The organism is Vibrio sp. 03-59-1 (genome assembly GCF_013114135.1).
Classification (GTDB): Bacteria; Pseudomonadota; Gammaproteobacteria; order Enterobacterales; family Vibrionaceae; genus Vibrio; species Vibrio cortegadensis.
Map to the genome: position 1 here is coordinate 96,402 of NZ_VTYA01000004.1, position 25,175 is coordinate 121,576.

At 42.1% G+C, this 25,175-nt stretch carries 26 protein-coding genes, 1 riboswitch and 1 other annotated feature; of the genes, 6 read left to right on the forward strand and 20 right to left on the reverse strand.

The features are described from left to right. Positions 1 to 10 precede the first annotated feature (10 nt). Positions 11 to 1,234, forward strand: a complete 1,224-nt coding sequence (locus tag F0249_RS05245) for an EAL and HDOD domain-containing protein (protein ID WP_017054709.1) — start codon at positions 11 to 13, stop codon at positions 1,232 to 1,234. Between the two features lie 77 nt (positions 1,235 to 1,311). Next, entirely contained in the window at positions 1,312 to 1,851 is a 540-nt protein-coding gene (locus F0249_RS05250) for a YchJ family protein (RefSeq protein WP_136995643.1), read from the forward strand. An 85-nt stretch (positions 1,852 to 1,936) separates the two neighbouring features. On the opposite strand, the gene hisIE is transcribed toward F0249_RS05250, so the two are convergent. From hisIE to F0249_RS05295, 9 genes are all read right to left on the reverse strand, one after another. Continuing rightward, the gene (gene hisIE, locus F0249_RS05255) at positions 1,937 to 2,590 is read right to left on the reverse strand and encodes a bifunctional phosphoribosyl-AMP cyclohydrolase/phosphoribosyl-ATP diphosphatase HisIE (protein WP_017054707.1); all 654 of its coding nucleotides are present in this window, start codon (positions 2,588 to 2,590) and stop codon (positions 1,937 to 1,939) included. Next, complete coding sequence (gene hisF, locus F0249_RS05260; protein ID WP_017054706.1) at positions 2,587 to 3,360, reverse strand: imidazole glycerol phosphate synthase subunit HisF; 774 nt, start codon at positions 3,358 to 3,360, stop codon at positions 2,587 to 2,589. Before hisF ends, hisIE begins: the two co-directional genes overlap by 4 nt. After that, positions 3,342 to 4,079, reverse strand: a complete 738-nt coding sequence (hisA, locus tag F0249_RS05265; protein ID WP_017054705.1) for a 1-(5-phosphoribosyl)-5-[(5-phosphoribosylamino)methylideneamino]imidazole-4-carboxamide isomerase — start codon at positions 4,077 to 4,079, stop codon at positions 3,342 to 3,344. Before hisA ends, hisF begins: the two co-directional genes overlap by 19 nt. Before the next feature lie 72 nt (positions 4,080 to 4,151). Further along, entirely contained in the window at positions 4,152 to 4,772 is a 621-nt protein-coding gene (gene hisH, locus F0249_RS05270; RefSeq protein ID WP_171756066.1) for an imidazole glycerol phosphate synthase subunit HisH, read from the reverse strand. A 14-nt stretch (positions 4,773 to 4,786) separates the two neighbouring features. Beyond that, positions 4,787 to 5,860 carry a bifunctional histidinol-phosphatase/imidazoleglycerol-phosphate dehydratase HisB gene (gene hisB, locus F0249_RS05275; RefSeq protein ID WP_113795953.1) on the reverse strand — a complete coding sequence of 358 codons (1,074 nt, stop codon included), beginning with the start codon at positions 5,858 to 5,860 and terminating at the stop codon, positions 4,787 to 4,789. Between the two features lie 92 nt (positions 5,861 to 5,952). Next, the gene (gene hisC / locus F0249_RS05280; RefSeq protein WP_171756067.1) at positions 5,953 to 6,996 is read right to left on the reverse strand and encodes a histidinol-phosphate transaminase; all 1,044 of its coding nucleotides are present in this window, start codon (positions 6,994 to 6,996) and stop codon (positions 5,953 to 5,955) included. A 2-nt stretch (positions 6,997 to 6,998) separates the two neighbouring features. Further along, entirely contained in the window at positions 6,999 to 8,321 is a 1,323-nt protein-coding gene (gene hisD / locus F0249_RS05285) for a histidinol dehydrogenase (RefSeq protein WP_171756068.1), read from the reverse strand. Positions 8,322 to 8,326: 5 nt separating this feature from the next. Further along, positions 8,327 to 9,223: an ATP phosphoribosyltransferase gene (gene hisG / locus F0249_RS05290; protein WP_171756069.1), complete on the reverse strand. Its 897-nt coding sequence runs from the start codon at positions 9,221 to 9,223 to the stop codon at positions 8,327 to 8,329. A 67-nt stretch (positions 9,224 to 9,290) separates the two neighbouring features. Beyond that, positions 9,291 to 9,423, reverse strand: a sequence feature (His leader region). A 188-nt stretch (positions 9,424 to 9,611) separates the two neighbouring features. Further along, a complete protein-coding gene (locus tag F0249_RS05295; protein WP_171756070.1) occupies positions 9,612 to 11,207 on the reverse strand; it encodes a Na+/H+ antiporter NhaC family protein in 1,596 nt (531 codons plus the stop codon). 113 nt (positions 11,208 to 11,320) lie between these two features. Beyond that, positions 11,321 to 11,501, reverse strand: a riboswitch (Lysine riboswitch). A gap of 419 nt (positions 11,502 to 11,920) precedes the next feature. Here F0249_RS05295 and F0249_RS05300 point away from each other — a divergent pair. Continuing rightward, on the forward strand, positions 11,921 to 12,328 hold the full coding sequence (locus tag F0249_RS05300) for an H-NS family nucleoid-associated regulatory protein (protein ID WP_017052221.1): 408 nt from the start codon (positions 11,921 to 11,923) through the stop codon (positions 12,326 to 12,328). A gap of 68 nt (positions 12,329 to 12,396) precedes the next feature. On the opposite strand, the gene F0249_RS05305 is transcribed toward F0249_RS05300, so the two are convergent. Then, positions 12,397 to 13,701 carry an inosine/guanosine kinase gene (locus F0249_RS05305; protein ID WP_136993885.1) on the reverse strand — a complete coding sequence of 435 codons (1,305 nt, stop codon included), beginning with the start codon at positions 13,699 to 13,701 and terminating at the stop codon, positions 12,397 to 12,399. A 105-nt stretch (positions 13,702 to 13,806) separates the two neighbouring features. Then, positions 13,807 to 14,076: a hypothetical protein gene (locus F0249_RS05310; protein ID WP_171756071.1), complete on the reverse strand. Its 270-nt coding sequence runs from the start codon at positions 14,074 to 14,076 to the stop codon at positions 13,807 to 13,809. A gap of 200 nt (positions 14,077 to 14,276) precedes the next feature. Here F0249_RS05310 and mnmA point away from each other — a divergent pair, with 200 nt between their 5' ends. The 3 genes from mnmA (at position 14,277) to purB (ending at position 17,489) form a co-directional block, all read left to right on the forward strand. Further along, positions 14,277 to 15,401, forward strand: coding sequence for a tRNA 2-thiouridine(34) synthase MnmA (gene mnmA / locus F0249_RS05315; protein ID WP_171756072.1), 1,125 nt, complete (start codon positions 14,277 to 14,279; stop codon positions 15,399 to 15,401). A gap of 26 nt (positions 15,402 to 15,427) precedes the next feature. Continuing rightward, the gene (hflD, locus tag F0249_RS05320) at positions 15,428 to 16,045 is read left to right on the forward strand and encodes a high frequency lysogenization protein HflD (protein ID WP_017052225.1); all 618 of its coding nucleotides are present in this window, start codon (positions 15,428 to 15,430) and stop codon (positions 16,043 to 16,045) included. 73 nt (positions 16,046 to 16,118) lie between these two features. Beyond that, positions 16,119 to 17,489, forward strand: a complete 1,371-nt coding sequence (gene purB / locus F0249_RS05325; RefSeq protein ID WP_171756073.1) for an adenylosuccinate lyase — start codon at positions 16,119 to 16,121, stop codon at positions 17,487 to 17,489. Positions 17,490 to 17,601: 112 nt separating this feature from the next. Here purB and F0249_RS05330 read toward each other — a convergent pair whose 3' ends face one another. From F0249_RS05330 to htpX, 9 genes are all read right to left on the reverse strand, one after another. Next, entirely contained in the window at positions 17,602 to 18,138 is a 537-nt protein-coding gene (locus F0249_RS05330; RefSeq protein ID WP_171756167.1) for a DUF3833 domain-containing protein, read from the reverse strand. Further along, positions 18,138 to 18,893 carry a hypothetical protein gene (locus F0249_RS05335; RefSeq protein ID WP_171756023.1) on the reverse strand — a complete coding sequence of 252 codons (756 nt, stop codon included), beginning with the start codon at positions 18,891 to 18,893 and terminating at the stop codon, positions 18,138 to 18,140. Before F0249_RS05335 ends, F0249_RS05330 begins: the two co-directional genes overlap by 1 nt. Further along, positions 18,862 to 19,365 (reverse strand): DUF2878 domain-containing protein, encoded by a 504-nt coding sequence (locus tag F0249_RS05340; RefSeq protein WP_171756074.1) that lies wholly within the window; start codon positions 19,363 to 19,365, stop codon positions 18,862 to 18,864. The genes F0249_RS05335 and F0249_RS05340 overlap by 32 nt, the downstream gene beginning before the upstream one ends. After that, positions 19,362 to 20,612, reverse strand: coding sequence for a cyclopropane-fatty-acyl-phospholipid synthase family protein (locus F0249_RS05345; protein WP_171756075.1), 1,251 nt, complete (start codon positions 20,610 to 20,612; stop codon positions 19,362 to 19,364). Before F0249_RS05345 ends, F0249_RS05340 begins: the two co-directional genes overlap by 4 nt. Then, positions 20,606 to 21,442: a DUF1365 domain-containing protein gene (locus F0249_RS05350; RefSeq protein WP_171756076.1), complete on the reverse strand. Its 837-nt coding sequence runs from the start codon at positions 21,440 to 21,442 to the stop codon at positions 20,606 to 20,608. The genes F0249_RS05345 and F0249_RS05350 overlap by 7 nt, the downstream gene beginning before the upstream one ends. Before the next feature lies 1 nt (position 21,443). Next, entirely contained in the window at positions 21,444 to 22,733 is a 1,290-nt protein-coding gene (locus F0249_RS05355; protein WP_136993890.1) for an NAD(P)/FAD-dependent oxidoreductase, read from the reverse strand. Between the two features lie 11 nt (positions 22,734 to 22,744). Beyond that, positions 22,745 to 23,482, reverse strand: coding sequence for an SDR family NAD(P)-dependent oxidoreductase (locus tag F0249_RS05360; protein ID WP_171756077.1), 738 nt, complete (start codon positions 23,480 to 23,482; stop codon positions 22,745 to 22,747). Continuing rightward, a complete protein-coding gene (locus F0249_RS05365) occupies positions 23,479 to 23,898 on the reverse strand; it encodes a nuclear transport factor 2 family protein (RefSeq protein ID WP_113795943.1) in 420 nt (139 codons plus the stop codon). The genes F0249_RS05360 and F0249_RS05365 overlap by 4 nt, the downstream gene beginning before the upstream one ends. A gap of 171 nt (positions 23,899 to 24,069) precedes the next feature. Continuing rightward, a complete protein-coding gene (gene htpX, locus F0249_RS05370; RefSeq protein ID WP_017053878.1) occupies positions 24,070 to 24,936 on the reverse strand; it encodes a protease HtpX in 867 nt (288 codons plus the stop codon). Positions 24,937 to 25,175: the final 239 nt, after the last annotated feature.

Genomic DNA, 25,175 nt, shown 5'->3' on the forward strand with positions numbered 1-25,175 from the left:
CGATTCGACATTGAAGTATACCTACGTAGCACGCCAGCCTATCTTAGACATAGATAAGAAAACGATCGGTTATGAACTGCTGTTTAGAGACGGTCCTAAAAATACCTTTCCTGAAATCGACCCTAACCTCGCAACCAGCAGGTTATTGTCTGATCATTTTTTAACGACTCACTACAGCATGTTGGGCACGAAACTTGGATTCGTAAATTTTCCATATCAAAGTTTAGTGAACCTGGTTCCTTCTCTTTTTCCAAATCACAACTTAATTGTTGAGATCCTTGAAGACTGTGAGCCTGATGATGAACTATTTGAAGCCATTAAGAAGCTGGCTTCAATGGGGTACAAGCTCGCACTTGATGATTTTATTCCAAGTAAAGCTTGGGTTCGATTTTTACCTTACATCTCTATTATCAAATTCGATATTCGCCAAGTTTCAATTGAGAAGTCAGCGGTTTTCATCCAGCGACTTGCCAATACTAAAATCAAATTTTTAGCTGAAAAAGTGGAAACCTACGAAGAGTATGAAGAGGCAAAAAAAGCTGGATTCCATTACTTTCAAGGTTATTTCTTCAGTAAGCCGGAGATGATTCAGCGTAAAGCGATGAATCCAAATTTCATTACGATTGTTCAGTTATGTAAAGAGATCGCGGTTGAGCCCATTAACTTTGCTGAAGTAGAAAGATTACTGTCGTGTGATGTGACGTTATCGTTTAAATTGCTCACTTACGTAAACTCAAATCATATGATTACTACGAGTATCAAGTCTTTTAGACAAGCACTCGTCTATTTGGGTGAACAGAAACTGAGACAGTTTGTCTCTTTCGTTGCCATTGCGTCAACTCAAGAGCGTAAACCCGATTCTCTTTATGGACTCGCGATTCAACGCGCCAGATTGTGTGAGTTGTTATCACTAAAACTAGACACACAAAATGACGATCTTCGTGGGCAAGCGTTTCTAACGGGTATGTTTTCGTTGCTTGATTCTCTGCTCGATCACCCGCTGGATCAATTAATAGACTCTATCCCAATTGACGATGAGATAAGACTCGCCCTCACGAAGCAAGAAGGTTTACTGGGTAACCTCTTATCCTTGATCACTGCGTATGAAAAAGCACAGTGGGATAAGACACTTCTCTTGCGAGAACAACTCGGTATCAGCGAAGAGCAACTTGCCCAATGCTGTGATGAAGCGGTCGCATGGTCACAAGATTTAATGTCCCCCATGCAGCATTAACCAACGCACTCAGTACAACTACACCACTCACATATTTTAGATGACCTCTGTTGAGGTCATTTTATTATCAGGAATAAATCATGTCTTCATGCCCATGTGGAACGAATAAACCTTATTCAAGCTGCTGTGAAATTGCTCATAAGCATCATGCTGATGTCACAACGCCAGAACAGTTAATGCGTTCACGTTACTCGGCTCATGTGTTGGGTCTCGTCGATTACGTCGTCGATACTTATCACCCAAGTTGCAACGCTCAAGAGCAACGCGAAGGCATTGCAGATTCAATTGATAGTGACTGGTGTAAACTTGAAGTAATTTCAACTTCAATGGGTAAGGATGAAAATGAGGGCTTTGTAGAATTTAAAGCTTACCTAAACGAAGATGGTGAACAGCTCTGTTTATCAGAAAAGTCTCGCTTTTTAAAAGAGAACGACCTTTGGTATTACATTGATGGGGAATTTCCAGAAGTCCAAGATCAGCCCCATGAGCCTAATAACACAGAGCCCCAGCAGCCTAGCGATCCACGTTTAAATCAGACGGTTGAAAATTTCAAGATCGGACGAAATGATCCATGCATCTGTGGCAGTGGTAAAAAGTTTAAGAAGTGTTGCGGTTAGCCCTCCTCAACAAACAAAAAATTCGCTCCGAATAGAAAAACGGAGCGAATCAGTACGAATAAAAATGAGATTCAAGCCTGAAAAATTATTTGTGTCGCTCTTTTAATTTATTAATCACATCATTCATCGATAAACCTTGATCTTGCAGTAAAACAAGCAAGTGATAAATCAAATCAGCCGATTCACACACTAACTCCGCCTTATCACCCGACGTCGCCGCAAGCGCGACTTCAACACCTTCTTCCCCCACTTTCTGCGAAATACGCTTGGTGCCACGGGCATAAAGGCTGGCAGTATAAGAAGAGTCAGGATCGGCGTCCTTGCGGGCAGCCAATAACTGCTCAAGTTGATGAAGCCAAACCATTTGGGATTCTTCTTGTTTGTCTGAATCCCAACAGGTTGTCGTGCCTGTATGGCAAGTAGGGCCAATTGGTGAAACTTTCACAAGTAGAGTATCGTTGTCACAATCTAATGAGATATTCTTCAATTGCAGTACGTTGCCAGACGTTTCACCTTTGGTCCATAAACGCTCTTTCGTTCGAGAAAAGAAGGTGACCTGACCCGTTTGCCCAGTTTTAGCCAATGCTTCAGTGTTCATGTAACCCATCATAAGCACTTGGCTTGAGGTAAAGTCCTGCACAATCGCGGGAACCAACCCTCCAACTTTTTCCCAATCGATACGATCCGAAAGCGATGCTACGTCCTGTTGTTGCCACTGTTGCTGAAATTGATCGCTCATAAACGTATCTCCACGCCTTGTTGTTTCAAATACTGTTTCAATTCGCCAATATTGATGACTTGCTTATGAAAGACTGAGGCTGCAAGTGCCCCATCCACATTGGCCTTTTTGTACGCTTGTGCAAAGTGTTCCATCGCTCCAGCTCCGCCAGAAGCAATAAGCGGCACGCCACAAACTTCACGAACCATATTAAGTTGCTCGATATCATAACCGTTACGAACACCATCTTGGTTCATCATATTCAATACGATTTCACCTGCTCCACGCTTTTGAACTTCTTGTACCCAATCACGGGTTTCCCAGTTAGTAGCCTTAGTTCGAGCTTCATCTCCGGTAAATTGATATACCTGATATTTTCCCGTCTCTTTGTCAAAATAGGAGTCGATACCAACCACAATACACTGAACACCAAACTTATCAGCAAGCTTGGTAATCAACTCTGGGTTTGCTAACGCAGGCGAGTTGATAGAGACTTTGTCTGCACCAAACTCTAAAATGCGAGATGCGTCTTCAGCCGATTTAATGCCACCCGCGACACAGAATGGAATATCAATCACTTCCGCGACACGTGCCACCCAGCTTTTATCAACCACTCGGCCGTCACTCGATGCAGTAATATCGTAGAAGACCAACTCATCCGCCCCCTCTTCAGCGTATCGCTGCGCCAAAGGAACAATATCACCAATAATTTCATGATTTCGGAACTGAACACCCTTTACCACTTGTCCATCTCGGACATCGAGACACGGTACTATTCGCTTTGCCAACATGAGAACGCCTCCTCTGCGGTAAACTTACCATCCAAAAGCGCACGGCCAACAATCACGCCAGCGACACCACTTCCTTTTAAAGCTTCAATGTCCGCTAAGCATCCAATGCCGCCTGATGATTGAAATTGCACTTGTGGATATTGCTTACAAAGATCAACATACAGTTCGACATTCGAGCCTTCTAAAGTCCCGTCTCTTGAAATATCCGTGCACAGCACATGCTTCAAACCAACCGTTAAATAATCATCGATCAACGCTTCGATCGTCACGCCTGAATCTTCTTGCCAGCCTGAAATTGCAACTTTACGTACGCCTTGCTGATCAATATTGATATCGAGAGCGAGTACGATCTTCTCGGCTCCGTATTTTGTCATCCAACCTTTAACTAATTCAGGCTGTTTAACGGCCGTTGAACCCACCACGACTCGTTGTGCGCCTGCTTCAAGTAAATCCACCACATCTTGCTCGTTGCGAACGCCACCACCAATTTGAATACTCGCTGGGGTACTGGCTAACAAGGTGGCGATCAAATCAAGTTGGCGGGCAGTGGTATCTTTTGCGCCAGTAAGATCGACAAGATGAAGCCAGTTCGCTCCTGCTTGGTGATACAGATTAAACTGCTCAGCCGGATCCACTTTGTATTCTGTTACTTGACCATAGTCCCCTTGGAACAAACGAACGACTTGGCCTTCTATTAAATCTAATGCTGGAATGATCAATGTAAATTCCTTTTCTTTCTCATAGATGCGGTATGGCTACAGCCCTAAAAACTTAGCTCTAAAAACTCATCTCTAAAAACTCAGCTCTAAAAAGTTTTGTATCAGCTTCGAACCTGCTTTTGAAGAACGCTCTGGGTGAAATTGAACCCCATAGTAATTATCACTTTGCAAAGCAGCGGTAAATGGGTTGCCATATTCACATCGAGCGATGGTGTAATCACCAACGGGCATGGCGAAGCTATGCACAAAGTAAAAGTATTCGCCTTCTTCAATATCTTTGAATAAAGGGTGCCCTTGAGATGCTGACACGGTATTCCACCCCATATGTGGCAATGGCAAATCGCCCGTTTCCATCAAACGAACTTCACCAGAACACAAACCTAAACACTCAACTTGAGCATCTGCTTTCTGGCCTTTCTCTTGAGAGAGGCATCCTAACAGCTGCATCCCTAAGCAGATCCCAAGCAGCGGTTTTTCTACTTGTTTGACTAAACTGATTAGATCTCGTTGCTCAAGGTTTTTCATTGCTTCGCTTGCGGTACCGACTCCTGGCAAAAACAACTTATCTGCGGCTAAGACCACTTCAGGATCTTTCGAAATCACCACTTCATACCCCAAACGTTGTATCGCAAATTTCACTGAGGATACGTTGGCACAACCAGTATCGATAATGACAATTTTCTGATTAAGCATGATTCATTCCCTCGTTAAAGCACGCCTTTGCTGCTCGGTAATTCATTCCCTTCGACCTTAATCGCCTGGCGAAGTGTACGGCCAAATGCTTTAAATAAGCTCTCAATGATGTGGTGATCGTTGTCACCCGTCGATGATAGGTGCAGAGTGCATGCTAAGGTATCAGTTAACGAACGGAAAAAGTGCACCACCATTTCGGTAGAAAGATCGCCAACTTGCTCACGGCTAAATTTTGCGTCAAATTTAAGATAAGGGCGTCCAGACAAGTCTAAAGCACACTGAGCCAAGCACTCATCCATTGGCAAACTAAAGCCAAATCGACCTATGCCACGCTTGCTTCCGAGCGCTTCTTTTAACGCTTCACCAAGCGCTAATGCTGTATCTTCAATTGTGTGGTGATCATCAATGTGCAAATCACCTTTCACATTGAGCTTTAACTGGAATCCACCGTGAGTCGCGATTTGATCAAGCATGTGATCAAAAAAGCCCATTCCCGTCTCGATCTGATTACCACCAGATTCATCCAAATTGACCGCAACACGAATATCCGTCTCTTTAGTGGTTCTAATGACTTCAGCGGTTCTCGCGTTCACCGTGAGGTCTTTTAAGATATCTTTCCAGTTCATCGACTCTGGATTGTATTGGATCCCTCGGATCGCCATATTTTCTGCTAGGGCTAAATCCGTGGCGCGATCTCCAATCACGACTGAATGTTTAAAATCGACTTTGCCACCTTGAAGGTACTCTTTAACCATACCCAATTTCGGCTTACGGCAAGAGCAGTTATCTTCTTCAAAGTGCGGGCAGATTAAAACATCGTCAAACTTAACGCCTTGAGACTCAAATATTTCCATCATCATATCTTGAGGGGCATCAAAATCCGCTTTAGGGTAACTGTCTGTCCCTAAGCCATCTTGATTAGTCACCATCACTAATCGATAACCCGCCTCCTGCAATGAAAGCAGGCTAGGAATCACGAAGGGCTCAAGTTTTAATTTATCTAAACGGTCAACTTGAAAATCGATCGGCGGCTCAACAATTAAGGTGCCATCTCGATCAATAAATAGAATTTTTTGTTGATTGCTCACTGGAACTTCCTTTTAAATATAAAGCTAAAGGTTAAAAATCTAACCTCAATAATCATGAAACGAGCGATATCGCCACTTTCTTAAATCATCATCTAGACAGCGTAATAGTTACGAATAAATCCAACCGTTTTCTCACACTCTTCTCGATTGCCAATACTAATGCGAACACAGTCTTTAATTGGGGAGTTTCTTAAAATGATCCCTTTTTCCCATGCTGCTTTAAATAACGCATCACCATCACTAAATTTCACTAATAAGTAATTGCCCCACCCTTCGAAAATTTCGATACCCGCAATGGTCATCAGCCCTGCTTGTAAATAAGCTCGGTTTGCATTCAAATCCAATACTTGAAATTTTGCACGGGCCAATCCTGATTCAGATAAAGCTTGAATGGCTATCTCAGCAACCGGAACTGGAACTGGGTATGGCGCAATGACTTTCAATAAAACATCGATGATCTCTTTGTTCGCGAGGGTGAACCCACAACGTAACCCCGCTAAAGCAAAAGCTTTGGAAAGCGTACGCAAAATCGCTAAATTCGGGTATTGCTCAAGTAAGTCAACCGTTGAGACTTCAGGACAAAAATCGATATACGCTTCATCCATGACCACGATAGCTTTATCTTTTGTCATCTCAAGGAGACGAACGATATCAGCGCGCTTAATCACGTTTCCAGTTGGATTATTAGGGCTACAAACAAACACTAATTTAACTGACTCTAAATTAGATTCGATACCGTTAATATCCAGTTGCCAATCTTGCGTAAGCGGTACTGTTTTTTGTTCAACACCAGATGTTTCCGCACTGATCGCGTACATTCCATACGTTGGTGGGCAGAACAGAATCGCATCCTCACCCGGCTCACAAAAAGCACGAATCAAAAGCTCAATGCCTTCATCGGCCCCACGTGAGGTCAGTGTTTGCTCAGGTTTAACACCTGCATAAGCCGCATATGCTTCGATAAGAGCCTTAGGCTGACATTCACTATAACGATTCAAGCGTGAAAAGTCGGTTTTGTATTCGTTATCAAACGGGGATTCATTTGCGTTTAACCACACATCCCCACTGCCGCCAATTCGACGCGCAGATAAGTAAGGAGTCAATGACTGCACTTGTTTACGTGCAAGCTTTTCCATAACTAAACTCCCTTCTCTGCTTGGTCGCTTATCTCTATTTTTGCAAGCTTTTCAATACGAATGGTTACCGCGCGTTTATGCGCATCTAGCCCTTCAGCATCTGCCATTGTCACGACAGTGGGAGCTAGAACTTTCAGCCCATCCGCTGTGAGTTCTTGTACTGTCATTCGTTTAGAAAAATCAGCTAGTCCAAGGCTAGAGTATGTTTTCGTATAACCATATGTCGGCAACACGTGGTTGGTACCCGATGCGTAATCACCAGCAGACTCAGGAGACCAATCACCTAAGAAAATTGAACCCGCATTGTCTAACAAAGGAAGCAATTCACGAGGGTTCTTAGTTTGAACAATTAAGTGCTCAGGACCATAGTAATTTGAAATCGAAATACTTTGGGTTAATGATTCAGCAATAATAACCAAACTTGATGATAGTGCTTTTTGAGCAATATCTGCGCGAGAGAGTTGCTGAAGTTGCGCTTGTACTGCATCCGTCACCTGATCGGCAATCACGGGTGAAGGCGTGACCAATACAACTTGTGAATCTGGCCCGTGCTCTGCTTGGCTTAATAGATCAGCCGCTATAAAGTCTGGATCAGCGGTTTCATCTGCAATGACCAGTACTTCAGAAGGACCAGCAGGCATATCTATCGCCGCGCCTCGGAAGTCATTACTCACCTGACGCTTGGCTTCTGTTACATAAGCATTCCCTGGGCCAAATATTTTATCTACTTTAGCAACTGATTCAGTCCCATAAGCCATTGCCGCAACAGCCTGACCACCACCGACGTTATACACTTCATCTATGTTACATAACTTCGCTACATATAAGATTTCATCTGCAATAGGAGGTGGAGAACAGAGTACGACTTTTCGACAACCTGCAATTTGCGATGGAACGCCAAGCATCAATACGGTTGAAGGGAGCGGCGCACTTCCTCCTGGAATATATAGACCAACGGTATTGATCGGGCGAGTGACTTGCTCACACACGACGCCGGGTTGAGTCTCCACACGTAAAGGTTGAGGCTTTTGGGCTTTATGAAACTTTGCAATATTGTCGTACGCTTGATTCAATGCTTCTTTCATCGAATCACTCAGTCGCGCAGAGGCATCTTCTATCTCTTGGTTTGAGACGCGGATAGACTCAGGGACAACACGATCAAACTTTTCAGTTAACTCGATTAATGCTTTATCGCCGCCTGCACGAACTTGACGAATAACATCAGCGACAGCAGAGGTAATATTCGCGCCTTCAGTAATAGCTGGACGTTCTAGAATCGCATCTTGCTGCGATTCACTTAATGATTGCCAAACAACCGTTCTCATCTCAATCACCCCATCATTTTTTCAATAGGAAGCACTAGAATTGAACTCGCACCGAGCTCTTTAAGCTGCTCCATCGTTTCCCAGAATAAATTCTCTGTACTCACTAGGTGTACAGCCACTTTATCCGTATCAGATGATAGAGGGAGTACGGTAGGATCTTCAGCGCCCGGTAACAGTGATTTGATCTGCTCAAGCTTATCGGTAGGGGCGTGCAGCATAATGTATTTTGACTCTTTTGCTTGCTGTACACCTTGCATGCGAGTCAGCAGTTTTTCGATCAGCGCCACTTTGTCAGTATCAAACTCACCGGTTCTCTGAATAAGGGTCGCTTTAGATTGGAAAATGACTTCCGCCTCTTTTAAGCCGTTCGCTTCCAAGGTTGCACCTGTCGAGACTAAATCTGCAATCGCATCCGCTAACCCAGCACGAGGAGCGACTTCAACGGAACCTTTTAGCATACATGTGCTGAAATCAACGCCCTGTTCATCCATGTAGCTCTTTAGCAATTGAGGGTATGTTGTCGCAATTCGTTTGCCGGCCAAATCTTGCGGACCGTTATATTCTTCATCTTTATTAATCGCGATAGACAGTCGACAACCGCCAAAGTCTAATCGGCGTAATGCGATAAATTCACTTGGTTCATTCAGTGCTTTACGGTCTAGGCGAACCTCTTCTAATTCATTCTCACCGATGAAACCAAGATCTACCACACCGTCCATGATAAGACCTGGAATATCGTCATCGCGAACGAGTAATAGATCAATTGGCATATTTTCGGAGTGAACAACTAAACGTTCACCCATTATGCTGAATTTAACACCGCACTTTTTAAGTAGGTCTTGGCACTCTTTACTTAAGCGGCCTTTTTTTTGAATTGCGATTCTTAGTCGTTGTGATTGCATTGCTTTATCCCTGTGCAAATTATTGAATATTTATTAAGTCGTTATAAAAATAATGAATTCTGTAAGCATAAAAAAACCCTCGGAAGTTTCTCTCCCGAGGGTTTAAATCTAAATACTTTGACTTAACCTCCGGGAGTTTTCCTGCCTCCCGGGTATGCGCGTATCTCCCGAAAGACTAAACTGGGTGATGATGGTGATGAATGTTCATTACGAATTTGCGCATAGTTATTTACTCTTGTTGGCTTACTGTCTTGTCATTCACACTAACTAAGCTAGTGATGATTTTCAACAACTAATTTAAAAAAAGTTAACTGGCTAACCATTTATTTGTTACGCGCACAAAAAAAGGAAGACGAATCTTCCTTTTTTATCACAGATAATCAATGAATTAAGCTTTCTGAGCATTTGCCATTTTTGATTTTGATAACGCGGCTAATACACAACAAACGGCCACAAAAGCCACCGATGCTGCAACAAAAGAAAGCGCAACAGATGATGTAAAACCTAGCACGATGAAGCCAACACAAGAGACTAACGCAACAGAAACTGCATAAGGCAATTGAGTCGCAACGTGATCGATATGATTACAACGAGCACCAGTAGATGACAATATCGTTGTATCGGAAATTGGAGAGCAGTGATCACCAAATACTGAACCAGCCAGTACAGCACCGAGCATTGGTAGCATTAATGCAATATCCGTTGCGGCGGCCATATCACCTGCAATCGGTAACATGATGCCGAATGTTCCCCACGATGTACCTGTTGAGAATGCCATTACACCCGCAAGCAAGAACAGAATTACAGGTAGCCAATGCGTGCCGATATTGCCTTGTGCAAGCGATGATAAGTAAGTACCCGTTTTCATATCACCGATAACAGAGCCGATTGTCCATGCAAAAACAAGGATCAGAATGGCTCCGAACATTGAACGAGCGCCAATCCACATAGTGCGCACGATTTCAATCGCTGGCAGTTTTTGACGCACAACCGTCACTAAAGCCAACACTAGACCAACACTGCCGCCATAGATAAGTGCTTTACCTACATCGGTATTTTCAAAAGCACCTAAGACGTTAAATGCAATTCCGTCCGCAGCCAGTGCTTGACTACCGGTATAAAGCATTGCCGCCACAGTGGCTGCAATAAGAGCCAAAATAGGTAGCACTAGATCCAGTACAGAACCGTTGCTGCTCTCTTTTATATCCAACTCTTCATTAAGATCATGCGCATCTTGGCTATCATTATCTTCATCAAAACCGCGACCTTGAGAAGCGTTAATCTCATGCTCTCGCATTTTGCCCACATCAAGTCCAAACCAAGCAACAGCGAATACCATCAACAGAGCAAATACCGCATAAAAGTTCATTGGAATAAGGCGGACATATGCGCCCAATGCAGAATACTCAGTCACACCATGAGTCACTAGGATGCCACCAATGATTGTCATGATATATGCGCCCCAGCTAGAAGCAGGCATAATCACACACATCGGTGCTGCTGTAGAATCAAGGATGTACGCCAGTTTTGCGCGAGAAACGTAAAAACGATCCGTCACTGGACGAGAAATCGCACCTACAGCTAAACTGTTAAAGTAGTCATCGACAAAAATAAACACGCCAAGAAATGCAGCAAGCAGTTTTGAACCACGTTTACTTTTAACTCTTGATTGTGCCCATTCAGCGAACGCACGAGTACCACCAGAAAGCGTAAGCAGAGCTGTCATCATGCCTAATAGTAGTAAGAAACCAACAATACTCATGTTCCAAGAGTTGATGCCACCATCTTCAATAAATACACCAGACACTTTCGTTCCGACGTAACTGACTGCGCTACCTACTGAATAATCAGCAAGCAAAATAGCGCCCATGGCGATACCGACACCTAAAGAGACTAAAACTCGACGAGTAATAATAGCAAGACTCAATGCCACGATTGCGGGCAAGAGAGAGAGAGGAGATGTTGCAAAATCGATTAAATTCATGATCTTCAAAAACCAGTTATTTTGGTTAGAGATCTACTGCAGATAAGTGACGATTCACTATTAAATCGGACTTATATGTAACTTAACGGAAGGACAGCAATTGCCTAACCCAACCCTACAGTAGCGCTCCATAGTTTAAAAAATAAGACTATGGCAGTGTTGTCCCTATTTGATGACAACCCCAGCAAGCCGTTTTAATTTACAGACTTACTTCGGCAACTACACCTTTCACTGTTATTCATTGGCATCACCCCAATAACAGATACTGATTGTAATTGCACCTCTACGGCAAGAATACAATTTGACTATTGCGTGAATAAAAAAGCAACAAAAAAACTGCATACCTGCATCAGGTAAAACTCATTGTACTTATCTATAGCACCATTGCAACACATCATTCCATGGTTAAAAACATATGTGACATACCATATTCAATACAAATAAGTATGCAGTTGCACAGCACTATGTGTCAAAAGTCACATCTTTTTGACCTATGCTGCCAAATGTATTTTCTTTATTGCATTTATAAATCAAATATCAATTACTTTATTTAACGTCAATATGAAATTAGTCTATTGTTCAAACTATCTATTTTTCTAATAATTCCTAAATTTTAATCATATAAACAATTTAAATAATAATTAATATTGTCTTATTAGCTGATGATGTTTATTATTGTTTAAACCCCCTTATTTAATCGAACAGGAAAAGTCATGTTGGAACTAACTAAAACACTACTTAATATTCGTAGTCTTCGTGCATTTTCACGTGAACTAACACTTGAGCAATTAGAAGAAGCACTAGAAAAACTTACAATTGTGGTTCAAGAGCGTCAAGAGTCTGAAGCGGAAGAGCGTGAAGCACGCGAAGAGCGTGAAGCTAAATTAGCTGAATATGCACAGATGATTGCAAAAGACGGTATTGATGTTGAAGATTTAATTGCCGCTCTTTCTGGTGAAACTAAATCTACAACTAAGAAAAAACGTGCACCACGCCCTGCTAAATATAAATATGTAGATGGTAACGGTGACGAAAAAACTTGGACTGGTCAAGGTCGCACACCTTCAGCAATCCAAGATCAATTAGATGCTGGTAAATCTTTAGAAGATTTCGCTATTTAATTGAATTAATATATTCAAAAAAAAGGCTTCCAATTGGAAGCCTTTTTATTTATCTACGATAATAGAAATTAACGTTCCCAGTACGCTTCTTCTAAACTATCTTCTCTTTCAGGCAAGCCACGAGAAAGTCTTGGTGAATGCTGAACCAATACTTCATAGCTCGCACGGTTTGAATATTTACATACTTGAGAGAAAGATGAATATGTCAAAAAGGAATGCTGGTGCTTACTTGAATTTGGCACATTCTCTTTGTGATATTTATTTGCCGCCATATCATGCAACAACGCAGATAACGCAGCATCACCCGCACCATTAGTATTTTTAATTTTTTCAGGCCCACCCATATATGGTGCAATATGTGAGTACACTTTAAGTGGATTTTCACACAAACCTTTAAATGCAGGGCGACTAAATTCAAAACGGTTAAATTCAGGCACAGAACCAGGCAATAGTGGCAGCGAGGTTTCACGTTTTGCTTCTTCTTCTGTATAACCCGCCATAAATAAGCCGACAGGACCAGAAGTGCATAAAACTAAGTCAACCCAATCTAATGCTTTATCAGAGGCTGCTAATGGATCGCTTTCACCTGTTAATGCTTCTGCTTCATCTTCATTCATTGCAACAACAGTAACGTGCTGTTGTAAGAAATCTTGCCAAAATTCTGGATCATCCTGAATAACGAATTTAGTACCTAGTGTTAATACCACTGGCACATCATATTGCTTCGCATACTCAATGGCTCGCATTGTCGCATCTGGCATAGGATCACCCGCTTTACAACGAACTAAATAAGCGGTTAATACCAACGCTGATGCATTTTCAAAAATACGCTCAGGAATATTATCTGGATGAAGTTGATTCATCTGACCTTCACTAATAGCAAAAGTACGTTCACCATCTTCTGTAATTAGTGCGAAACAACGACCAATTGCCCCATCGACGCCCTGTAGGTGATTCAAATCCATACGGCTAGAGGTATTACATAAATAGCGGTAACCGTAGCTTCCGATTTTAATGTCCTGACTCATCACACCTAATAAAGTAGAACGGTCATCCGCAAGTACAGAATAGTTGTGTAACGTATTGCCAATCGTGCCACCAGCATATTCATTAGTAATAAGTTGGTTTTCCTTCAACTCTTGATATAACGCTTCTGCAGAAGTGTCATCAATAACTAATGAATGTCCCTTACTCAAACCATATTTTTCGATAAGTTCTGAGTTTACTTTTGCCTCAATATCAACCAATGTTTGATCAATACCAATAATATGGGTACGTGACATTTTTTTACTTTCATGCGCTTGACTCACTAGTGGATCGCGAGCGTGGACTGGAAAGTAATGCTTTGATTTTCGTTGGCCAGGAAATTTCATACAATTCGTCTAAGTAAAGGAGAGGGTTGAGATCCGGAATTCTACCGCGACCAAATAGGCGCGGCAATAATGGAGATTATAGCAAACGATTGCTAAAGGTAATTATTATTCACCTTCCATAAAGCTAAGATCTGGTAGCATATCCAAATGCTCAGAATAGCGCTTTAAATTAAACTCAGCATCGTTTTTCATGACATCAAAGATCTCTATAGCTAAAGCGCACGCCATCGCCTGAATGGCATCTTCACGCGCCGAACCTGTCATCATAAGACGCATTAGAGTTTCAGTTACTTTCTTTGGGTTACCTTCTTCTAATTGATTTTCAATGGTTTCGATCAGTGTTGCTTCATCGATAAATTCACTTTGTTCTGTCATTTTTTCAGCTCTCATCATCATTAATAGGCGGACTATGCCACATCCTCATCATGACTGGGAATAAAATCTGATTTTCAGCTTCAATTTGGTTGAATTGCGTAACGCTTAATCGAATAAATTGTGATTAACGTCTCGGATCTGTCCCCCACAAATTCTTTCTGTTAGAATCTGCACCCAAGTCAATTTAGTGGTTTTATATAATGTCAGATAACAGCCAAAAGAAAGTCATTGTCGGAATGTCCGGCGGCGTTGATTCATCGGTTTCTGCCTACCTGCTTCAGCAACAAGGTTACCAAGTAGAAGGCCTGTTCATGAAGAACTGGGAAGAAGACGACAACGAAGAATATTGCACCGCAGCGGAAGATTTAGCCGATGCACAAGCAGTATGTGACAAACTGGGCATCCATCTGCACACTATTAACTTTGCTGCAGAGTACTGGGACAACGTATTTGAGTACTTCCTTGAAGAGTACAAAGCGGGTCGCACTCCAAACCCAGACATTCTTTGTAACAAAGAAATTAAATTTAAAGCTTTCTTAGAATTTGCAGACGAAGTACTCGATGCAGATTTTATCGCAATGGGTCATTACGTTCGCCGAACTTTCCCAACCGCAGAAGAGATCGAGAATGGTGCTAAGCCAGAAATGCTTCGTGGCCTGGACTCAAACAAAGACCAAAGCTATTTCTTGTACACTCTAAGTTCAGATCAGGTTTCTCGCAGCTTATTCCCTGTTGGCGAACTCGAAAAACCAGAAGTACGCCGAATTGCTGAAGAGCAAGATCTCATCACTGCGAAGAAAAAAGACTCAACAGGTATCTGTTTCATCGGTGAGCGTAAATTCACTGAGTTTTTAGGTAAATACTTGCCTGCGCAACCTGGCAATATCGAAAGCCCAGATGGTAAAGTCATCGGTCAACACCAAGGTTTGATGTATCATACTTTGGGTCAGCGTAAAGGTCTTCATATTGGCGGTACGAAAGGTGGCGGTGGCAACGAAGACCCATGGTTTGTAGGTGAGAAAGATCTTAATCGCAATGTACTTATCGCGGTACAAGGCAAGGATCATCCACTACTTAAATCTGAAGGCTTATTAGCGTCACAATTACATTGGGTAGATCGCACACCAATCCGTGAAACCATGAAATGTACTGTGAAAACACGTTACCGCCAGACAGATATTGCTTGTACAATAATCCCTGTCGATGATGAGAACATCAAAGTAATATTTGATGAGCCTCAAATTGCCGTCACTCCGGGCCAATCCGCAGTGTTCTATAAAGACGAAATTTGTCTTGGTGGCGGAATCATCGAGAAACGCATTTAATTCATTCTAAGTTTAGGAGTCGCAACGTGGCTAACACCATTTATGACCGTACTATTGCTTTTGCTGGTATTTGCCAGGCTGTTGCTCTAGTTCAACAAGTAGCAAAGAACGGTTCTTGTGATAATGATGCTTTTGAAGCGTCTATGAATGCGATTGTAAGTACGAATCCAATCAATACCATCGGTGTTTTTGGCCGCGAGTCAGACTTGAAGCTGGGCCTAGAGTGCTTAGTTCAAGGTATTGATAGCACTCCAACAGGGAGTGAAATTACACGCTACATTATCAGTTTGATGGCTCTTGAACGTAAATTAAGTGCTCGTAACGACACCATGTCACAACTTGGCGATCGTATCCAAATGGTGGAACGTCAACTAGAGCACTATGATCTGCTTGATGAACAGATGATCAGCAATATTGCGAGCATTTACTTAGACGTTGTGAGTCCTATCGGGCCTCGAATTCAAGTAAATGGCACACCATCAGTATTACAGCAAACGTCCAATCAACATAAAGTCCGTGCACTGCTTTTATCCGGTATTCGCAGCGCTGTTCTTTGGCGTCAAGTGGGTGGTCGTCGCCTCCATTTAGTTTTTTCTCGTAAGAAAATGGTAGAACAAGCACAAATTTTATTAGCTCGAATGTAAGCAAAGCTCGCCTGGATTGGCGAGCTACTTTTTTATACACCCCAACTTTTATTTACATATCTAGGAGATTCACATGGAATTGTCAGCATTAACTGCTGTTTCACCTGTAGACGGTCGCTACGGAAGTAAAACAATTTCTTTACGCAGCATCTTTAGTGAGTACGGCTTGCTGAAGTACCGTACTGTTGTTGAAGTTCGTTGGTTACAAAAATTAGCCGCGACGCAATCGATTGCGGAAGTGGCGACATTAAGTGCTGAAGCGAATCAATTCTTAGATAACATCGCAGCAAACTTCAGTGAAGAAGACGCTATGCGTATCAAAGAGATTGAACGCACAACGAACCATGATGTTAAAGCCGTTGAATATTTCCTAAAAGAAAAAGTAGCAGACGTTCCAGAACTGCACGCTATCAATGAATTCATCCACTTTGCTTGTACTTCTGAAGACATCAACAACACGTCACACGCCCTAATGCTAAAAGAAGCGCGTGATACGGTTATTCTTCCTGAGATCCGTAACGTTATCGATGCGATTAAAGCTTTAGCTAACGAATACCGCGATGTTCCTCTTCTTTCACGCACACACGGACAGCCTGCTTCTCCGTCAACTATGGGTAAAGAGATGGCTAACGTGGCGTATCGTATGGAGCGTCAATTCAAGCAGATCGAAAATGTTGAAATTCTAGCGAAAATCAACGGCGCAGTAGGTAACTACAACGCTCACCTTTCTGCTTACCCAGATGTAGACTGGCATGCATTTAGCGAAGAATTCATCACTGAATCTCTAGGCGTTAATTGGAACCCATACACAACGCAAATTGAACCTCACGATTACATTGCTGAACTATTTGACGCGATTGCACGATTCAACACAATCCTTCTTGATTTTGATCGTGATGTTTGGGGCTACATTGCTCTTGGTCACTTCAAACAAAAAACGATTGCTGGCGAAATCGGCTCTTCAACAATGCCGCATAAAGTTAACCCAATCGATTTTGAAAACTCAGAAGGTAACTTAGGCCTTGCGAACGCAATCTTCAGCCACCTAGCTCAAAAGCTTCCTGTTTCTCGCTGGCAGCGTGACCTTACTGACTCTACAGTTCTTCGTAACTTAGGTGTTGGTTGTGGTTATGCAATCATCGCATACACCTCGACTCTAAAAGGCATCAGCAAGCTTGAAATCAACCAAGCAGCGCTTGAAGCTGAACTAGACAAAAACTGGGAAGTTCTTGCAGAACCTGTACAAACAGTCATGCGTCGTTACGGTATCGAGAAACCATACGAAAAACTAAAAGAACTGACTCGTGGTAAACGTGTAGACGGCGAAGGTATGCGTACATTCATCGATGGTTTAGAAATCCCTGAAGATGAAAAAGTTCGTCTAAAAGAGATGACGCCAGCGAACTACATCGGCCAAGCGATTGAGTTAACTGATAAGCTGTAATGAATATGAGGCATAAGTTCGATTGGGCATAGGTTCCTTTGGGCCTAGCTTAATTGAATTTGCTCAATGTATAAAAAAGGTTCCTTAAGTGGAGCCTTTTCTATATTTGGTTTTAGATTTTTTCAAAAAAGAGAGTGACCTTCCCTACTTCAATGCCAAACTTCTTAATGCTAGTGACATTAAATACTCGTTTTTCGTCCTGTCGATACAACCAATCATCAAAGAAGACGGTCACCGTTGAGTCCTCCATTTTTAGTTCGAAGTCATACTGCCACCAAAGTGCGTTACCACTCTCCTGACCAATCGCATAGCCGATAATGTCATCCGCTTCTCCTTGATATGTTCCATCATCCAAACGCGTGATTACCCATATTCGTTGTGAAACTTCTCCATCATCAAATACAAAGTCTTCAGTCAATGTCAGTGTTCTGTCTTCTACTTCTCCGAATAAGGAAACCGTAAATCGACGAGTCTGAACGCCTTTATAGTCTTGAACCATCCCCCAAGCCTGAGTGTTCCCAGAAAAGTATTCAAACAACTCAAATTTTGGGGTACTTGCTTGGTAATCACTGATTTCGGATGAACAACCACCGAGGCCTGAAACACAAAAAATAAGCAGTGAAAGCTTTAAAACCTTCCATTTAATCATCATTGGCTTGCTCCTATAAGCTGTGAACGTAAATCTGGATATGAACTTTTTGGGGATAACCAAATGGCAAGAAAAGCATCATTGAGCTCTTCATCTGCTATTTCACCAATGACCTTTTTGTTGTCAGTCCCCCTTTTGTCGACAATAGTCTTTTTGTCACCAATAGCATTTTTCTTACTAATAGCCTCTGTTTCACGATCAACCTCTTTTTGACGAGTAACATCGGATTCAGACATCGCTTCGATAAAGTAAATTTTTCCTAATTCGCCATCGGTGACGTACACCAACCGATCGCCCTCTTTAAGATTCGGAAATATTGTCCCTAATATCTCTAGCCACTCTATTTGTTTGTCTTGAGGGTATTTCAGCTCATTCCATTGCTCCTCCGTTGCATCTAATAACTGCTTCTTGGATATAGTTCTTTGGTATTTGATATCTAACGCGATGGGATGAGGAGTGATATCCCTCGCTTGAATGTATCGCCCTGTTGGACTGTATAAGGTCGATTTATAGACATCGAAAAATAGCCAAGAGAGCTGAGCCTCTCCTATTTTTTTCCACGACTCCCAGTTTGTTAAGGTAGTGTGAGTTACAGGCTTTTCGACTATCGATATACTTGACGTTCCGCTGCTTGATAATGTTTTTTCACAAAAAAGCAAGGCACTAAAAAACAGGAATAGCGATAACCCTTTTCTTGTTGGATTATTCGAAGCCACATGCTCGCTACAGTTGATATTTAATTTTTTGATTACCATGATCATAAACCTTCAACGTCACCCATATAACAATGGCCCATTCAATCATCAATACTAATACACTGCTGAATGGATCAAACCCAAACATCACCGCCCCGAGTTGTTCTCCTGCGTAATAACTTAAGCCACCCGCGATAGCTCCAACAAAAATAATGCCACCTCGCAAATAGTCTCGAATTAATGGATAGAGCTGGAAGGCATACCATGCGTATCCAGCCCAGAGCAAAACTAGCCACACAGGGATATATTGATCATCAAACACCAATACACCAATGAGTGAATTAACGCTGTCGAAAATAACGCCAAGTATCGCAATACTGAAACAAGACCAAATAGGCAAGCCTTGATATCTACACGATAATACAAAAGTGATGACCACGCTGACCACTAACCAACTGATCCAATCTCCTTGCCCCAGAACAGCCATAAACCAGAGCACTTGAAACCAGGTCGAAATTAAAAAAATTCTCATACTTGTGGTCTTTGAAGTGTGAGATGAATAGTACTGATACTTCTCGCTAAAAACCCACCTTCGCAATAGCATAAATAATATCGCCACATCCGAATAAATGGTTCATCGTAGCCAAGCTCTCGTAATCTAGGCTCTGCAAGATTAAATCGAATCTGCCAATCTTTTAATGTTTTGGCGTAGTCCAATCCAATATCAAATAAATCTCTAATGATTAAATCACTGTACTTAGTCGTCGCACTGGACAGGCAAGTGATGGATGGTAGAAATCCGCCCGGAAATATATATTTCTGAATAAAATCAACGCTATTGCTATAAGACTGGTACCTTTGGTCGGCAATGGTAATCGCTTGGATCGCCATCAATCCATTTGGCTTTAGAAGTGACTGACATTTTTTTATGTATGATGGTAAATACGATTTCCCTACGGCTTCAATCATTTCAATTGAGACTAACTTATCAAACTCACCTTCAAGCACCCGATAATCCTGCTTTAAAAGCGTAATCTGATCTTCTAAGCCTGCACTGCGTATTTTATCTTGAGCATAGTGAAACTGCTCTTCAGATATCGTTGTGGTTGTCACTCTGCACCCATATTTTTCTGCCATATAAATGGCCATCGCCCCCCATCCTGTACCAATTTCTATAACATGATCACTCGCTTGTAATTGCAGCTGCTGGCATAGCCTTTCCATTTTATTAATTTGAGCCGCTTCTAAAGTATTGTTTGAGCCACTATATAATGCAGAGGAGTAGAGCATTTTTTCATCGAGGAATGTTTCATAAAGTGCATTTCCTAAATCATAATGAGCGTGAATATTCTTTTGTGATTGTGCAATGCTGTTACGGTTAAACCAATGACTCAGCTTATGCACTACAGAGCTCACCCAACTACTTTTAGATTCAATACTGTCGAGAGCGCTCATATTAAGTGCCATCAACTGCATTAAATCCGTTAAATTTGGACTCTCCCACCAACCATCGATGTACGCTTCACCTGCGGCAATACTGCCTCCTTTCATTAGACGAACATAAAAGTCTGGATGATTGATTTCAATCGTCGCGTTTGGTTCGCCTTTTCTTGGTAAGCCAAAAGTATGACTTACTGATTCACGACTACTTGTATAAGATTCGATAAGGGTTAAGCTGCCCACTTCAAGATGTTGCAGGCATTTAAGTAAACCATCCCTTGTCACTCTTTGCAGGTAAGATTGAGTTTTGTGAATATTCAGTGATGAAGCATCTAACATGATGATTTCTCCTTATCTTTACTTTTTCCTTTACTTACTAATGTGTTATCTAGCGCGTCTATGTTGTTTTCTTGCGTTGTTGCCTTCTTGCGTATAACTGAGTGTCCATAAAACGGCGCGCCTTTTAGCCACAATTTGAGCGCATGCCAATAGATACCGAGTACCACTTTTATCGCCATCACCGGGGTGCGCATTAATAGACTCATGAGATTGGAGGAGCTAAAAGCCTGCGGTTTCATGGCGAGTGTCGCCTCGAACTCTTTTCTCTCGCGATGACACTCCAGGTGGATCATCAAACGATTGTCTACAGGCTTTAACTTCCAAACGTATTTTTGATCCATCGGATTAAACGGAGACACATGAAATGATTTTTGATGTTGCCAGTGCAGTTCATTGTCACCGGGTTCGGCAGGAATGGCGTAGTAATGCCGCTCATTCCATGGCGTGTTACTCACCTCCGCCAGCATGTACTGCCAATGGTTATCTTCATCAAATAAATAGTAAAAATTCACAGGACTGAAATAGATCCCTAAATATCTCAAATGACAGATTGCTAGCACTTTTCCCGATAATGTCACTCCGGTTAACTCAGACACTTTCATTTGGACCGCTTTTTTTAAACAACCCGATCCAAGATAATCACTCCGACGAAATTGCGCCCAGTGCCACCAACGCGATCCGAATCCCCAGATGTTTTTTTCCAATACTGGCAACTCATCAATATCAATGCATGGCATAAAAAGCGGATAACGAAGAGAATGCAATACCGGTGAAAAACGACGGTGTTGAACATGCCCTACCATCAACTGGCTTGAATATTGACCACTCATGCTAAGCCACTCCCTGCTGATGAGAGCTACTGTCCTGACTACATTGATCAAATAGTTCGTTTACCACATCAACAGCACTCCTCACTCCATCTTCATGAAAACCGTTATGCCAATATGCACCACAAAACCAAGTATGATATTGCCCATTGATTTCATGTCGGCGGCGTTGCGCTTCAATCGTGTTAGTGCTGAACACAGGGTGGTGATAGGTAAAACGTCGTAGGATTCGTTCTTCTTTAATATTGTCACTACTGTTTAATGACACACAAAATGTTTCAGGGGCAGATATGTGTTGAAGGATATTCATGTTATACGTCAGCGAAGGTAATCGACACTGCTCTTGATCAGATTCATCAAGTACGTAATTCCAAGATGCCCAGGCTGCTTTTCTTTTGGGAAGCAGGTTAATATCGGTATGCAAGGTCACCTCGTTCGCTTGATATTCCATCTTCCCTAAAATATCCAACTCTAACGGTGTCGGATCGGCAATCATTTTCATTGCTTGATCGCTGTGACAAGCAAAGATCACCTGATCATAAAATTCATGCTTACCGTTCACTTCCAAGGTGACTCCAACGGCATCTCGACGAACCGAAGTGACAGGGCTATTAAGTCGAATATTGGCTGAGAACCCTCTAGTTAAAGGCTCGATATATGCTCTAGAGCCGCCTTCTATCACATACCACTGTGGTCGGTTTACCACATCAAGTAACCCGTGATTAAGAAAGAACTGCAAGAAAAAACGAAGTGGGAATGAGCGCATGTCAGCTAAGGTCGATGACCAGATTGCCGCTCCCATTGGAAGGATGTAGTTAGTGCAGAAATAGTCACTAAAACCATTTTTTTTCAAAAACATGTCTAACGTTTGACTATCACAAGATAAATCATCAACGCTGAGTTTCGCTAGCTTATTAAATCTGAGTATCTCACCAATAAAACCGTAAAATTTCGGATTAAACCAATTTCGTTTTTGAGCAAATAACGATGTTAAAGTGTGCCCGTTATACTCCAAACCATTCGCGTCATTTCGAACGCTAAAGCTCATTTGAGTCGGGCTTCCTTTCACCCCAATGTCATCCATCATCTTAATAAAATGCGGATAGGTTCGATCGTTGTAGACAATAAATCCCGTATCGATCGCGTATGACTTTCCCCCAACCGTCACATCCACGGTTGCAGTGTGTCCACCAATGTAATCATTCGCTTCGAACAAAGTTATATCGTGATGCTTGTGAAGATGGTAGCCACAGGTTAACCCTGAGATCCCACACCCTATAATGGCAATTTTCATCATTAACTCCTTTAATCTTTTATTAATTTAGAAACTAAAATGGTTTGCCAGTGGTAAGGCAGAAGTGAAATCATTCGTAAAAAATAAGTAAATCGTTTGGGGAAATAGATCGTTTTACATCCTTTTGCTACCCCATTGCGAATCGCTTTCGAGGCTTGTTCGACAGAGATTAACATTGGCATAGGAAAATCATTTTTAGCCGTCAAAGGTGTTTGAACAAAACCGGGATACACAGTCAAAACGTCAACACCTTTTGGACTCAAACTAAGTGATAAGCTTCGAGCAAAATAGCTCACTGCGGCTTTTGATGCGCCATAGACTTCCGCCCTAGGTAGAGCGACTTCACTGGCGATTGACCCCACAATCACCAATCGATCATTAGGCTTAAAATAATCTTGGATTGATTCGATGCAGTTCGCCAGCCCGATAACATTCACGCTCGTCACTCTTGCCATAAGTTGAGCATCTATAATACCTTTATCTATATATTCGCAATCACCGGCGTTCATTATCCAAAGAGAGGTTGTTATATCTAACGACCTTAATCGCCGTTTGGTTTGTTCTAAATCCGTAATATCAAAACACAATGGCGTAATGTTGTGCCCTGATGCGACAAGGCTATTGAGCTTTTCTTGATTACGCCCACATGCATAAACGTGCCAGCCTTGCGAGGCATAATCTAAAGCGAGTTGCTCACCAATCCCAGAGGTTGCCCCTGTAATAAAAACGCTAGGGTTATGACTTTTCATTGGCCCAACCTCTGTTTGATTGAGCGAATAACGCTTCCCAGCAGAGGAATGTTTTCGTAGATCATCTCTCCGAGGTCAAAATAATCGCGGTGATAAATCACTTTATCATTCTGAAATTTTAAGTGACTGGCTCCATTGACGGTAACGGTTTGGCCACCTTGGAGCTTAGGGTGTTGCAACGACATTGACCAAGTTAGAAACCCAGAATCTCCCACTTGCTGCTGAGTATGGATATCAAAGTCGCATCGATGGACATTTTGATAGAGCGATTCAAAGTAATCTAACAATTCATTCCAACCTTCCAGCCGATGTGCTGCATCTTCAAAAACGACATCATCATGGTAAATGCCATCCAGCAGATGTAAGTTGTCTCGGCTTAACTTCTGATAAATATCACTCACTACTTCAATATTCATCGCCACACCACTCTTATACAAAAAATCATTATGTATAAGTTAGTACAAGAATTTAGATTGTACAAAAAAATAATTGTACAAGTATTTTTCTTATTCACATCTAATAGGCACAAAAAAGGCTTGGTCAGTAACCAAGCCTTTGTATTTAATTTATTTAGATCACGTGATGTTTTACATATTACGTAATGATTCAATTCGCTTATCAAGTGGCGGGTGACTCATCAGCAACTCCGTCATTGAACGCTTACCATTGATACCAAATGCCATCATTGACCCTTCAAGTTGTGGCTCATGGCTTACCTTCAATCGTTCTAATGCGGCGATCATTTTCTGCTTGCCCACTAATTGCGCAGCACCTGCATCGGCATGAAACTCACGATGACGGCTGTACCACATTGTAATGAAGCTTGCTAAGAAGCCGAAGACCAATTCTAGTACCATGGAAACACCAAAATAAACCATCATGTTGCTTCCGCCTTCGCCCTCTTCGCTATCATTAGATGCGACGATGTTAGCGATAAAGCGGGATAAGAAGATAACAAAGGTATTGACTACACCTTGCATCAGAGTCATCGTCACCATATCCCCATTAGCAATGTGGCTCACTTCATGCGCTAATACCGCTTCTGCCTCATCACGAGTCATGCTATGCAGCAAACCTGTTGAGACCGCAACTAATGAATCATCACGCTTCGCACCTGTTGCAAAAGCATTAATGTCTGGAGAGTCATAAATCGCAACGGTTGGCATCCCAATACCCACTTGCTGCGCTTGACGGCTCACGGTTTCCATCAGCCAGTGTTCCGTTTCATTGCGAGGACTTTCAATAACAGAACCGCCCACTGAACGGAGCGCCATTTTCTTTGACATCAGCAAAGAGATAAAAGAACCACCAAAGCCAAACACTGCCGCCATTAGTAGCAGGCCCGAAAGACTACCTGGTTGCATCCCTGTGACAGCATAAACAATATTCAGAACAACACTCAGCACCATCACAACCGCTAGGTTGGTTGCTAAGAACAACATTACTCGTTTCATTACTTTTCTCCGAAGGAAACTTCTTATTTTTATGTTATACGTGGAGTATAGCTCTCACACACGATGAATATATACATATAGTCTTAGATTTGGAAAACAAGGTTAAGTAGTAAATTGAAACATTTAATTACTGACGTTTCTCTGTTCACTAAACTCCTTAGACTTTGGTCTTATTGAGATGTGGTAACAATAGGGTTAGATTCAGTCTATTAGTGATATACGAAACATACCCCAAGCGC

What these genes read in the sequence shown, in the direction of transcription:
- F0249_RS05355 (WP_136993890.1), bottom strand. Translation starts at nt 22,733, where the DNA reads ATGAAAATTGCCATTATAGGGTGTGGGATCTCAGGGTTAACCTGTGGC.
- mnmA (WP_171756072.1), top strand. Translation starts at nt 14,277, where the DNA reads ATGTCAGATAACAGCCAAAAGAAAGTCATTGTCGGAATGTCCGGCGGC.
- F0249_RS05300 (WP_017052221.1), top strand. Translation starts at nt 11,921, where the DNA reads ATGTTGGAACTAACTAAAACACTACTTAATATTCGTAGTCTTCGTGCA.
- F0249_RS05340 (WP_171756074.1), bottom strand. Translation starts at nt 19,365, where the DNA reads ATGAGAATTTTTTTAATTTCGACCTGGTTTCAAGTGCTCTGGTTTATG.
- F0249_RS05345 (WP_171756075.1), bottom strand. Translation starts at nt 20,612, where the DNA reads ATGTTAGATGCTTCATCACTGAATATTCACAAAACTCAATCTTACCTG.
- hisF (WP_017054706.1), bottom strand. Translation starts at nt 3,360, where the DNA reads ATGTTGGCAAAGCGAATAGTACCGTGTCTCGATGTCCGAGATGGACAA.
- F0249_RS05305 (WP_136993885.1), bottom strand. Translation starts at nt 13,701, where the DNA reads ATGAAATTTCCTGGCCAACGAAAATCAAAGCATTACTTTCCAGTCCAC.
- hisD (WP_171756068.1), bottom strand. Translation starts at nt 8,321, where the DNA reads ATGAGAACGGTTGTTTGGCAATCATTAAGTGAATCGCAGCAAGATGCG.
- hisIE (WP_017054707.1), bottom strand. Translation starts at nt 2,590, where the DNA reads ATGAGCGATCAATTTCAGCAACAGTGGCAACAACAGGACGTAGCATCG.
- F0249_RS05335 (WP_171756023.1), bottom strand. Translation starts at nt 18,893, where the DNA reads ATGGTAATCAAAAAATTAAATATCAACTGTAGCGAGCATGTGGCTTCG.
- F0249_RS05295 (WP_171756070.1), bottom strand. Translation starts at nt 11,207, where the DNA reads ATGAATTTAATCGATTTTGCAACATCTCCTCTCTCTCTCTTGCCCGCA.
- F0249_RS05310 (WP_171756071.1), bottom strand. Translation starts at nt 14,076, where the DNA reads ATGACAGAACAAAGTGAATTTATCGATGAAGCAACACTGATCGAAACC.
- hisG (WP_171756069.1), bottom strand. Translation starts at nt 9,223, where the DNA reads ATGCAATCACAACGACTAAGAATCGCAATTCAAAAAAAAGGCCGCTTA.
- F0249_RS05365 (WP_113795943.1), bottom strand. Translation starts at nt 23,898, where the DNA reads ATGAATATTGAAGTAGTGAGTGATATTTATCAGAAGTTAAGCCGAGAC.
- hisH (WP_171756066.1), bottom strand. Translation starts at nt 4,772, where the DNA reads ATGCTTAATCAGAAAATTGTCATTATCGATACTGGTTGTGCCAACGTA.
- hisC (WP_171756067.1), bottom strand. Translation starts at nt 6,996, where the DNA reads ATGGAAAAGCTTGCACGTAAACAAGTGCAGTCATTGACTCCTTACTTA.
- F0249_RS05330 (WP_171756167.1), bottom strand. Translation starts at nt 18,138, where the DNA reads ATGATTAAATGGAAGGTTTTAAAGCTTTCACTGCTTATTTTTTGTGTT.
- htpX (WP_017053878.1), bottom strand. Translation starts at nt 24,936, where the DNA reads ATGAAACGAGTAATGTTGTTCTTAGCAACCAACCTAGCGGTTGTGATG.
- F0249_RS05360 (WP_171756077.1), bottom strand. Translation starts at nt 23,482, where the DNA reads ATGAAAAGTCATAACCCTAGCGTTTTTATTACAGGGGCAACCTCTGGG.
- purB (WP_171756073.1), top strand. Translation starts at nt 16,119, where the DNA reads ATGGAATTGTCAGCATTAACTGCTGTTTCACCTGTAGACGGTCGCTAC.
- F0249_RS05350 (WP_171756076.1), bottom strand. Translation starts at nt 21,442, where the DNA reads ATGAGTGGTCAATATTCAAGCCAGTTGATGGTAGGGCATGTTCAACAC.